This is a genomic window from Mesorhizobium sp. M6A.T.Ce.TU.002.03.1.1, from assembly GCF_003997275.1.
GTDB classification, from domain to species: Bacteria; Pseudomonadota; Alphaproteobacteria; order Rhizobiales; family Rhizobiaceae; genus Mesorhizobium; species Mesorhizobium mediterraneum.
On sequence record NZ_RZTI01000163.1, the window covers coordinates 1 to 11807 of the forward strand.

The following is an 11807-nucleotide window of genomic DNA, read 5'->3' on the forward strand; positions in this document are numbered from 1 at the left end:
GCGATGTGGCTCAACCAGTATGGGCAGTATGCCATCGTCATCGAAGGCCATGCCGACGAGCGCGGCACGCGCGAATACAATCTGGCGCTCGGTGCCCGCCGTGCCGCCGCCACCCGCGACTTCCTCGTCGCCAGGGGTGTTTCCGGCCAGCGCCTGAAGACTATTTCATACGGCAAGGAGCGTCCGGTCGCGGTTTGCGACGACATCTCCTGCTGGTCGCAGAACCGCCGCGCCGTCACCACGCTCAGCGGCGCCGGTTCTTGATCGGCAATTCCTGATCGGCAGAAATGCAACACATATGTGCGAAAGGCGGCGACGGCCGCCTTTTTCATGTCCGGCACCCGGATATGAGACTTGAAACAAAATTTGGCCGAAGTCCTGCGTCCTGCTAAGAGCCAAGGCGCCTGACGGTCCCACTCCGATCGGAAGGCATGCAACAGGCAAACAATTTCACGGCGAGAGGCACATGCATTTCAGATCGGTCTTGAGCGGCACGCTTGCGCTGCTGCTCGTATCAAGCGTCGCCGCACTTGCTGCCGGTACCGGGGCAAGCGGCAACGAGCAACAACCGTCGAAAGGCGGTTTTTCCTTCCACCTGCCGACGCTCGGCATTTTCGGTGAAAAGAAAAAGCCGGATCAGGTTCAGTTCGCACAGGATGGCACCGGCACTACCGCACTGCAGGAGCAGCTCCGGCAAATGAACGGCAAGATCGAGGAGCTCAACTTCCAGGTCCTGCAGATGCAGGAGCAGATCCGCAAGCAGCAGGAAGACAACGAGTTCCGCTTCCAGCAGCTGGAAGGCGGTTCGCAAGGCGCGCCGCAACCAGCGGAGCAGAAAAAGTCGGACGCCACCACCAACACCGACAGCAGCGTCGCCGAGGCTCCGGCGACGCATGCGCCGGCCGATGCGGGCACACCGCCCGCCGGCGCCCAGGGCGAGGACGTCATCGTCGAATCGCCGACTGGCGAACCCGGCAGGGTGATCCCGGGCACGCCTCCGAAGACGTTCGGCACCATCACCGTCGACAAGAACGGCAATGTAGTCGACGCCGACGGCAACACGCAGGCACATGCACCGGCGCAGAACACCGCCCCAGCCACTAACGATCAAGCCGGCACGCAGGCCGGCAAGTCCGACAATACGGTGGTTGCGGCGCTGCCTGCCACCGACGACCCGGAGGAACTTTACCGCAACTCCTACCAGTTCATCTTGTCGGGCGACTACAGCACTGCCGAACAGGGCTTTCGCGACCACATCGCCCGCTTCCCCAAGGACGCCAAGGCGGCGGACGCGCATTACTGGCTGGGTGAGTCACTGCTCGGCCAGCAGAAATACCGCGACGCGGCCGAGACTTTCCTCGCCGCCAGCAAGGACTATCCGAAGGCCAAGAAGGCTCCCGACATGCTGCTGAAGCTCGGCGTGTCGCTGGTCGGATTGAACCAGCGCGACGTGGCCTGCGCCACTTTCGGCGAGATCGGCAAGCGCTATCCTAACGTTTCCGGCACGCTCAAGGAACGTGTCAAACAGGAAAGGGCGCTCGCGGCGTGCTAGTTTTTCTCTTGCATGTCGTTGCCCCAAAACCGGGCCCACTTTTGGGCGACATGCATTGATGCTCGAAACCGAGCCTGACCTTTCGGTTTTTTCGCAGATCGACTTTACCAACGGCGCTGTTGCGGCCGTGTCCGGCGGCAGCGACTCGACCGCCCTTCTCCTTCTCATCAAAGATCACCTCGACCGCAGCGCGCCTGCAACGAAATTGCTGGCTGTGACGATCGACCACAATCTGCGGCCGGGCTCGGCAGCGGAAGCGCAAGCCGTGGCCAGGCTTTGCGCCGCGCGCGGCATTGCCCACCGCATCATGGTCTGGTCCGGGCGCAAGCCGTCGACCGGCCTGCCGGCTGCCGCGCGAGAGGCGCGCTACCGGCTGCTGGCCGAGGCAGCGCAGGCGGAGGGCATCGGCCTGATCCTGACCGGCCACACTGCCGACGACCAGGCCGAGACCGTGCTGATGCGGCACGCGCGCCAGGAGGGGCCGCGAGAGGCAGGGCGAGGCCTTGCCGGCATGGCGCCCGCAACCCTTTACGACTGGCGGATCTGGATCGCACGGCCGCTTCTCGGCACACGGCGTGCGGCGCTGCGCGAAGTCCTGCGGCGCGCGAACGTCGGCTGGGCCGAAGACCCGACCAATGACGACGAGGCTTTCGAGCGGCCGCGCATCCGCGCAGCACTTGCCGATGGCAATGGTGCGCAGGAAGACGCGATGGCGCTGGCCGCACGGGCTGCCGTGGAGCGCGAACAGCTTGGCCATCGCGCGGCCGCGTTGATCCGTGGCTTTGCCAGCAGGCCCGCCGATGGCCTTATCCGTCTCGATCCGGGTTTTGCGACGGCCGGCGACGACCTCGCGGCCGTCTATGCGCTGCGCATCCTGCTGGCGACTGTCGGCGGCGTTGCCTTTCTGCCCGACCAGGCTCGCAGCGAGGCGCTGTTTGCCCGGCTGAGGCCCAGGCCATCTTGCGTGATGCCATTTTATGCTAACCCGTTTTGCGCCACATTGTCGCGGACGGTGGTCGATGCACGGCGTGCCGGCATTTTCCTGCGTCGCGAAACCCGCAACCTGCCGCCCGCTGCTCCTGCCGTGGACGATGCACTCTGGGACGGCCGCCGGAGGATCACATTGGGCGACGAGCCAGATGCATTTTTGATCGCGCCGCTCGGCGCGGCTCGTGCCGCAAAACGTGAAATTGCCGAAGACGGCACGCCGCCAAGCCTTGTCCGCGCGGCCCTGGCGGCCGAGCCGGTGTTGTGGCGCTCAAGTGAACATCCAGGCGAAAGCCTTGGTCCGGTGCAGGACAGCCCGGCCTTGCCACGAATGGCGGTATGCCCGGTCGTCGCGCCCTTTGCCCGCTTCCTGCCGTCCTTCGACCTGGCGCCGGCCGGAACTGTCGCCGCGCTGATCGGCGCGCCGCTCCTCCCTACCACGCCTTTCAGCGGCCATACTGCCGGTTGATGATGGGCGAAAGCTTAACCGCGACATGCTGTTCTGCTTGGCAAGGGAGGACGCCATCCCTATGTTAGACCCAAGTTTCCTCTCACGACGCGTGTCCGCCAGCGGACGCCAACGGGACAATTGATGAATCCGAATTATCGCAATCTCGCGCTCTGGGCGATCATAGCGGTCCTGCTCATCGCTCTCTTCAATCTGTTCCAGACGCCGCAGACGCGCGGAGCGGCGAGCGATGTCCCCTATTCGCAGTTCCTGCAGGATGTCGCGGCCGGCCGGGTCAAGACGGTGACCATCGCGGGTGCCCGCATTTCCGGTACCTATACCGACACCTCTACCGGCTTCCAGACCTATTCGCCTGGCGATCCGTCGCTGGTTTCGAGGCTGCAGGACAAGAACGTCACCATCAATGCGCGCCCTGAATCCGACGGCTCCAATTCGCTGTTCGGCTATCTCATCTCCTGGCTGCCGATGATCCTCATCCTTGGCGTCTGGATATTCTTCATGCGCCAGATGCAGTCCGGCTCCGGCCGCGCCATGGGCTTCGGCAAGTCGAAGGCCAAGCTTTTGACCGAAGCGCATGGCCGCGTCACCTTCCAGGATGTCGCCGGCGTCGACGAAGCCAAGCAGGATCTGGAGGAGATCGTCGAATTCCTGCGTGATCCGCAGAAGTTCCAGCGGCTTGGCGGCAAGATTCCGCGCGGCGTGCTGCTTGTCGGCCCTCCCGGAACCGGCAAGACGCTGCTTGCCCGCTCGGTCGCCGGTGAAGCCAACGTGCCGTTCTTCACCATCTCCGGCTCGGACTTCGTCGAGATGTTCGTCGGCGTCGGCGCGAGCCGCGTCCGCGACATGTTCGACCAGGCCAAGAAGAATGCGCCCTGCATCATCTTCATCGACGAAATCGACGCGGTCGGCCGCCATCGCGGCGCCGGCCTCGGCGGCGGCAATGACGAACGCGAGCAGACGCTGAACCAGTTGCTGGTCGAAATGGACGGCTTCGAATCCAACGAAAGCATCATCCTGATCGCCGCCACCAACCGACCGGACGTGCTCGACCCGGCGCTGCTCAGGCCCGGCCGTTTCGACCGCCAGGTGGTGGTGCCGAACCCCGACATCGTCGGCCGCGAGAAGATCCTGAAGGTGCATGTGCGCAACGTGCCGCTGGCGCCCAATGTCGACCTCAAGGTGATCGCACGCGGCACGCCGGGCTTTTCCGGAGCCGACCTGATGAACCTCGTCAACGAATCCGCCCTGATGGCAGCACGGCGCAACAAGCGCCTTGTCACCATGGCCGAGTTCGAGGACGCCAAGGACAAGATCATGATGGGCGCCGAGCGCCGCTCGTCGGCCATGACCCAGGCCGAGAAGGAACTCACCGCCTATCACGAGGCCGGCCACGCCATCCTGGCGCTGAACGTGCCGTCGGCCGATCCGCTGCACAAGGCGACCATCATTCCGCGCGGCCGGGCGCTTGGCATGGTCATGCAGTTGCCGGAAGGCGACCGCTATTCGATGAGCTACAAATACATGATCTCGCGCCTCGCCATCATGATGGGTGGCCGCGTCGCCGAGGAGTTCAAGTTCGGCAAGGAGAACATCACCTCGGGCGCCTCCTCGGACATCGAGCAGGCAACCAAGCTGGCGCGCGCCATGGTCACGCGCTGGGGCTTCTCCGACAAGCTCGGCCACGTCGCCTATGGCGACAACCAGGAGGAAGTGTTCCTCGGCCATTCGGTGGCGCGCACGCAGAACGTCTCGGAAGAGACGGCGCAGATCATCGACGCCGAAGTGCGCCGGCTGATCGACGAGGCCTATTCGACGGCGAAATCCATCCTGACCAAGAAGAAGAAGGAATGGATCGCGCTGGCGCAGGGGCTGTTGGAATATGAGACGCTGTCAGGCGAGGAGATCAAGCAGTTGATCGCCGGCCACAAGCCCGCCCGCGATCTCGGCGACGACACGCCGCCGAGCCGTGGCTCGGCCGTGCCGAAGTCCGGCAGCCGACGCAAGAAGGGTCCGGAGCCCGAAGGCGGCATGGAGCCTCAGCCGTCAAGCTAGGGTCCGGCCCAAGAGGTTGATTTCGAAAACGCCGCGGCTTGGACCGCGGCGTTTTTTGTTCAGGAGGTGGAGAGGACTGCGGAATTGTCCGCGACCTGTACCCGACCTGCAACGTTGGCGATCGGCGAAAGCCGGTGTGGCGGCCAATCTCCCCCCTCGTGGGGGAGATGTCCGGCAGGACAGAGGGGGGCACTGTCCCGCCGGCATCTTGGGGCTAGGGCGAACTTCACTCTGGCTGTTAGTTCGAATTTCCCTCATCGCCTCGGTTTCGCCGAGCCACCTCTCCCCCTTTTCGGGGAGGCGAGGAATCCAAACTAGAATGAAAGCAGCGATCCTTCGCGCCCCCCTCTGCCCTGCCGGGCATCTCCCCCACGAGGGGGGAGATTGGCAGCGTCGTCGATGGCGCCTCCTTGCAACGCAAGAGTGGCCTCTCCTGAAGCGGCGAACAAAAAAGCCCGCGAACCTTGCGGTTCGCGGGCTTTCGTTCAGATGCTGCTATCTATTAGCTCTTCAGTGCGGCATTGCACAGGCTGTAGAAGCCGCCGCCCTTCTGGATCCACTTGAGGCCGCCCAGCGCATTGGCGTCCTTGTTGGCGTAGTACTGATCGAGGCAGGTATGCATACGGCCTTTGGCCGGGGTTTCGGTGCTGTATTTCTGGGAGATCGCTTTCGGAAACTTCACACCTTGGGGAGCGCCGACGGTCGGTGTTTCCGGGTCGCTGGTGTAGCTGGCCTCATCGGCAGCCGGCACGGTGTCGTCGTCGGATGCACCGGCACCGCACTGGCTCTTGCGGAAGTCGTTCCACTTCATGCCGTTCAGCGTGTTGCCGGTCTTGGCCGCCTGATACTTGGCGCTGCAGTCCGCCATGCTGAGGCCTTTGCCGGCGTCCGCAGTTGCCGCTGCCTTGGTCGTCGCTGCGGCGGGTTCTACCGTCGCAGTGGCGCCGGCGGCACATGCGCTCTTGCGGAAGTCGTTCCACTTCATGCCGTTCAGCGTGCCGGCAGCCTTTGCAGCCTGATATTTGGTGCTGCATTCTTTCGCCGTCAGGCCCGGTGCCGAGTCATCAGTGGCCGCTGCCGTCGCAGCCGGTGCTGCCGCGGCCGGTGCTGCCGCAGCGGTAGCGCCGGCGGTGCATTCAGTCTTGCGATACTGGTTCCAGGTCAGGCCGTTCAGTGTGCCGGCGGCCTTGTCTGCCTGATACTTGGTGCTGCACTCTTTCGCCGTCAGGCCCGGCGCGACGTCATCGCCAGTGGCTGCTGCCGCCTTGGTCGTCGGCTTGGCGGGTTCTGCCGTGGCGCCGGCGTCGGTGCCGCATTCGGCCTTGCGGAACTGGTTCCAGTTCTGCCCGCCAAGTGTTCCGGCGTCCTTGGCCGCGTTATACTTGGTGCTGCACTCGGCCATGGTCAGCGCATTGGCAGGCGCCGCCAGGAACAAGGTCACGACGGCAAGACCCGTCAAAGTGGCAAGTCGATGGATGAGCATGCATTTTCTCCCTACAGCGGTTCATGATATGTCCCAGCAAATCAATAGCGCTCAACGGCTGGTTGCGCCAGATGCCAAGTAGCGTAAAAAGTGCCGGAAAGTGTATTCTTTCCGATAAGGTGATGAAATCGTTGCCGGGCGCTGTCTCGCAGCCAAGTTTTTCCGGGTGCATTTGCACGGAGAGCGCGTATATAGCGGTTCGCAGTCAGGAGACTGCCTCGCATGACAGCCAGTCGAGCCGGCTGGTGCGGCGGATCCTGAATTCACCTCGGTCTGGAGCAGAACGACGCGGGGATTCCGAATTCAAAGCCATACTGACACACATCAAGAATCCAGATGCGGTTTGAGTTGAAGTTCCTGAACGCTGCTGCCGCAATCAGAGCAGGGAACTTGAAAATCAATACAGTGGCGTGACACAAAACACACAAAACAACAATTTTCTAAGGATTGGAGGCATATAATCATGCATTGTGATGATAGGGCTCGGGCCAATTTGTGGCATGACGTGCCGGGAAAGAACCATCGGGAAGCTGACTAGTATGGCAGGAAGTTATTTCGGTACGGACGGCATTCGCGGGCGCGCCAACAGGTTTCCAATGACGGCGGAGATCGCCATGAGGGTCGGCATGGCCGCTGGCCTTTCGTTCCAGCGCGGCAATCATCGCCACCGCGTCGTGCTCGGCAAGGACACCAGACTTTCCGGCTACATGATCGAGAATGCGATGGTGTCGGGCCTCTGCGCCGCCGGCATGGACGTGTTCCTGCTCGGCCCGATTCCGACGCCCGCAGTCGCCATGCTGGTGCGCTCGTTGCGCGCCGACATCGGCGTGATGATCTCGGCCTCGCACAATCCTTACTATGACAACGGCATCAAGCTGTTCGGCCCGGATGGCTACAAGCTCTCCGACGAGATCGAGGAGCGCATCGAGGGGATGCTCGACAAGGATATCGACCTGGCGCTCGCCGATTCGGATGGGCTCGGCCGCGCCAAGCGCGTCGACGGCGTCCATGACCGCTATATCGAATTCGCCAAACGCACGCTGCCGCGATCGATGTCGCTTTCCGGCCTCCGCATCGTCGTCGATTGCGCCAATGGCGCTGCCTACAAGGTGGCGCCCGAGGCGCTGTGGGAACTCGGCGCCGAGGTCGTCGCCATCAATGTCGAGCCCAACGGCTTCAACATCAACAAGGAGTGCGGCTCGACCCATCCGGCCGGCCTGCAGAAGAAGGTGCACGAAGTGCGCGCCGATATCGGCATCGCGCTCGACGGCGACGCCGACCGCGTCGTCATCGTCGACGAGAATGGCGCGATCGTCGATGGCGACCAGATCATGGCGCTGATCGCCGAGTCCTGGCATCAGAGCGGCCGGCTGGCCGGCGGCGGCGTCGTCTCGACGGTGATGTCCAATCTTGGGCTCGAACGCTTCCTCGGCGACATGAACCTGCAGTTGCACCGCACCAAGGTCGGCGACCGCTACGTCGTCGAGCACATGCGTGCGCACGGCCTGAATGTCGGCGGCGAGCAGTCTGGCCACATCGTGCTGTCCGATTTTTCCACGACCGGCGACGGCCTCGTCTCGGCGCTCCAGGTGCTCGCCTGCATCAAGCGGCAGAACCGGCCGGTCAGCGAGCTGTCGAAGAAGTTCGAGCCGGTGCCGCAGCTTCTGAAGAACGTCCACATTTCCGGCGGTAAGCCGCTCGAGGAAGCCCCGGTCAAGGCAGCGATCGAAGATGCACGCCACCGCCTGGGCAAGGCCGGTCGCCTGGTCATCCGGCCATCCGGCACGGAGCCGCTCATCCGCGTCATGGCGGAAGGCGACGACCAGCAACTGGTCGAGGCCGTCGTCAACGACATCGTCGAGATCATCTCGGAAACACGCAGCGCCGCCTGATCCTGCAGCTTTTGCCAGTCTGAAGCCCGCCTTTCGGCGGGCTTTTTCGTTGAGCTATGGCCGCAAGTTTCCTCGAATTCTAGAGATTCATGGTTAAGCGATACGGTTAAACGCCTTTTAACTTTTCCAATTCATTATCCACGACTGAAGCCAATCACATTCGGACGCGTTCGCTGTGCCGAGGGTTCTCAGGGGTGACAAGCATGTTCAATACAGCAAGAATGGCCCTCTTTGCCGCGCTGCTCGCGGGCGTAGCCGGACCAGTGTTCGCCGCCGACTTCGTCGAGCCGCCCGTGATCGAGCCGGCCCCGCCACCGGCCGTCTACGAGCAGCCGGCCGAATATGGCGGCTGGTACATTCGCGGCGACATCGACTATCATTGGTCGAAGTTTCGCGGCGCCGACTACATCACCTACGGTGACACACCCGGTACTGGTCGCTTCGACAGCGGCAAGCTGGAGAGCGCCTTCTCGGCCGGTGCCGGCGTCGGTTACCAGATCAACCAGCATTTTCGCACCGACCTGACCGCGGACTGGATGAGCAAATCCGATTTCCGCGGCTCGACCAGCGGCTTCTGCGGCATCAACCCCTGCACTTCGACCGACACGTCGTCTTATACGGCGCTGCTGCTCCTGGCCAATGCCTATGTCGATATCGGCACCTGGCACGGCATCACGCCTTATGTCGGCGCCGGCATCGGCGGCGCCTGGGTCAAGTGGGACAAGCTGCACAACACCATTGACGACGATACGTTTGAGCATAGCGGCGGCAAGGGCTGGCGCTTTGCCTATGCGGCGATGGCGGGCGCCTCCTACTGCCTGACCGATCGCGTCAAGCTCGATCTCGGTTACCGCTTCAGCCATATCGAAGGCGGCAAGATGTTCGACTTCGCCAGCGATGTCGGTCCCGGACATGACAAGGGCATCAATGTGCATGAAGTGCGCGGCGGTCTGCGCTATCAGTTCGGCAACTCCGGCTGCGCCCAGCCGGAACCGATCGCCTATGAACCCGAACCGGTCTACACCAAGTAATCGCTTCGACAGCAGGTTTACGGACCGCCCGGCAAAGCCGGGCGGTTTTCGTTTGTGTCGGGAAGCTCATAAAAATCAATTCGCTAACGCCCTGTTATCCTTAACCGCCACTTAACCACTATGGTTAACAATGCTTCCTGAAACGGCGCTTGCGATTGCGATGGCGCCACCTTCGGGAGCCGGATCATGACATTCAAATCGCGCATAGCGCTGGCGCTTGCAGCAATCGCCCTGACGCCGCTGTCGCAGGCACTCGGCGCCGACTACGATCCGCCGATCTATGTCGACCAGGCGCCGGACTACGTGCCGGTCGAAGTTGGTTCGGGATGGTATCTGCGCGGCGATGTCGCTTATTTACCGGAAGAGAGCTTCGAAAATGAGGATTTCGCCTTCACGCCGGCGAGCTTCAGCGACAAAGAAGATCCGATCTTTGCCAGCATCGGCTTCGGTTACCATTTCAACGACTATCTGCGTGCCGACCTCAATCTCGGCTATCTGCTCGGCAACGAGATTGGCGTCGGCTATGACGATTCAGCGATTGCGGCAGAGGCGACCGTGGCATCAGCATCCCTGGAGAACTACGCCTTTTCGGGCATGCTCAATGGCTATGTCGATCTTGGCACCTATGTCGGGATCACGCCCTATCTCGGCGCGGGTATCGGCGTCGTCCAGAGCAAGCGCAAGCTTTCGGCGAGCTATTTCACCGACAATGATGACCCCGCCGACGATTTCGTTCTGCAGGACAACAAGACCCAGTATTCCCTTGCCTATACGCTGAATGCGGGCCTTGCCTATCGAGTGTCCAAGAATGTCTCCGTTGATCTGGGCTATCAGTATTTTTCCGCGCCCGACGCCGAATATGCCACCGCAGAGGATCTGGATTCGTATCCGATCCGCAAAGGAATCAGCAATCATCAAGTCAAGATCGGGTTGCGTTACGACCTCTGGTAGGAGCCGCGCAGGCGACAATCAGACGGCGGATCTTCGGGTTCGCCGTTCGTGTTTTTGAGGCCATGACATTCTCACCACAGGTGACCAGTATCCTGTCAGCGACAAAAACTTTCCCCTTGACGCCTGACGCCTGAACGCATATCGCCGTCCGTGGGCCACCCCTCCCCAACGAGGGGCCACTATCTGGAAGGATAGACCACGATGACGACGCATACGAAGCCCGGACTCCGTCCGGCAAATCCCAATTTTTCCTCAGGTCCCTGTGCAAAACGCCCCGGCTGGTCGGTCGAGGCGCTGATCAATGCCGCGCTCGGACGCTCGCATCGCGCCAAGATCGGCAAGACCAAGCTCGAGCAGGCGATCGAGCTGACGCGGGAGATACTTCAGGTTCCGGCAGACTATCGCATCGGCATCGTGCCGGCGTCGGATACCGGCGCGGTTGAGATGGCGCTGTGGTCGCTGCTCGGTGAACGCGGCGTCGACATGGTCGCCTGGGAGAGTTTCGGTTCCGGCTGGGTCACCGATGTGGTCAAGCAGCTGAAGCTTGCCGACGTGCGCAGGATCGAAGCCGGTTACGGCGCGCTGCCGGACCTGACAAAAATCGATTTCGACCGCGACGTGGTCTTCACCTGGAACGGCACGACATCGGGCGTGCGTGTGCCGAACGGCGATTTCATCCCGGCCGCTCGCCGCGGCCTGACCATCTGCGACGCCACTTCGGCGGCCTTTGCGCAAAGGCTCGATTTCCAGAAGCTCGACGTCGTCACCTTCTCCTGGCAGAAGGTGCTGGGCGGCGAAGGTGCGCACGGCATGCTGATCCTCAGCCCGCGCGCCGTCGAGCGGCTGGAAAGCTACAAGCCGGCCTGGCCGCTGCCGAAAATCTTCCGCCTGACCACGGGCGGCAAGCTCATCGAAGGCATCTTCAAGGGCGAGACGATCAACACGCCGTCGATGCTGTGCGTGGAGGACTATCTCGACGCGCTGCGTTGGGCGAAGTCGATCGGCGGCCTCGACGCGCTGATTGCCCGTGCCGACGCCAATGCCGCCGTTCTCGACGGCTTCGTCCGCAAATCCTCATGGCTCGGCCATCTGGCCACCGACCCGGCGACGCGGTCGAACACGTCCGTCTGCCTTTCCTTCACCGACCCGGATGTCGCAGCACTCAATGCCGACGGCCAGGCGGCGTTCGCCAAGGGCATCGTCTCGACGCTCGACAAGGAAGGCGTCGCCTACGACATCGGCGCCTATCGCGACGCGCCGCCCGGCCTGCGCATCTGGTGCGGGGCGACGGTCGAGACCTCCTCCCTCGAAGCGCTGCTGCCGTGGCTCGACTGGGCCTTTGCCACGCAAAAGGCGTCGCTCAAGGCAGCGGCCTGATCCCTCCCCCTTG

Annotated in this window: 9 protein-coding genes; 8 read left to right on the forward strand and 1 reads right to left on the reverse strand. The window is 62.7% G+C overall.

The window, feature by feature from the left end; all coding sequences use genetic code 11:
• From EOC93_RS29770 to ftsH, 4 genes are all read left to right on the forward strand, one after another.
• The coding region (locus tag EOC93_RS29770) for an OmpA family protein (protein ID WP_164759328.1) at window positions 1-264 on the forward strand (264 nt) is incomplete at its 5' end.
• A gap of 202 nt (window positions 265-466) precedes the next feature.
• The gene (ybgF, locus tag EOC93_RS29775) at window positions 467-1552 is read left to right on the forward strand and encodes a tol-pal system protein YbgF (RefSeq protein ID WP_095487391.1); all 1086 of its coding nucleotides are present in this window, start codon (window positions 467-469) and stop codon (window positions 1550-1552) included.
• Between the two features lie 58 nt (window positions 1553-1610).
• Window positions 1611-3008 (forward strand): tRNA lysidine(34) synthetase TilS, encoded by a 1398-nt coding sequence (gene tilS / locus EOC93_RS29780; protein ID WP_095487390.1) that lies wholly within the window; start codon window positions 1611-1613, stop codon window positions 3006-3008.
• Between the two features lie 123 nt (window positions 3009-3131).
• Window positions 3132-5060, forward strand: coding sequence for an ATP-dependent zinc metalloprotease FtsH (ftsH, locus tag EOC93_RS29785; RefSeq protein WP_065011263.1), 1929 nt, complete (start codon window positions 3132-3134; stop codon window positions 5058-5060).
• A gap of 502 nt (window positions 5061-5562) precedes the next feature.
• On the opposite strand, the gene EOC93_RS29790 is transcribed toward ftsH, so the two are convergent.
• The gene (locus tag EOC93_RS29790) at window positions 5563-6543 is read right to left on the reverse strand and encodes a hypothetical protein (protein WP_127206401.1); all 981 of its coding nucleotides are present in this window, start codon (window positions 6541-6543) and stop codon (window positions 5563-5565) included.
• A gap of 539 nt (window positions 6544-7082) precedes the next feature.
• Between EOC93_RS29790 and glmM the strand changes: the two genes are divergently transcribed.
• The 4 genes from glmM (at window position 7083) to EOC93_RS29810 (ending at window position 11794) form a co-directional block, all read left to right on the forward strand.
• Window positions 7083-8435 (forward strand): phosphoglucosamine mutase, encoded by a 1353-nt coding sequence (gene glmM / locus EOC93_RS29795; protein WP_126104543.1) that lies wholly within the window; start codon window positions 7083-7085, stop codon window positions 8433-8435.
• Between the two features lie 203 nt (window positions 8436-8638).
• Window positions 8639-9466: an outer membrane protein gene (locus EOC93_RS29800; protein ID WP_126104544.1), complete on the forward strand. Its 828-nt coding sequence runs from the start codon at window positions 8639-8641 to the stop codon at window positions 9464-9466.
• A gap of 186 nt (window positions 9467-9652) precedes the next feature.
• The gene (locus EOC93_RS29805; RefSeq protein WP_127206402.1) at window positions 9653-10417 is read left to right on the forward strand and encodes an outer membrane protein; all 765 of its coding nucleotides are present in this window, start codon (window positions 9653-9655) and stop codon (window positions 10415-10417) included.
• Between the two features lie 201 nt (window positions 10418-10618).
• Entirely contained in the window at window positions 10619-11794 is a 1176-nt protein-coding gene (locus EOC93_RS29810) for a phosphoserine transaminase (protein ID WP_127206403.1), read from the forward strand.
• Window positions 11795-11807 lie beyond the last annotated feature (13 nt).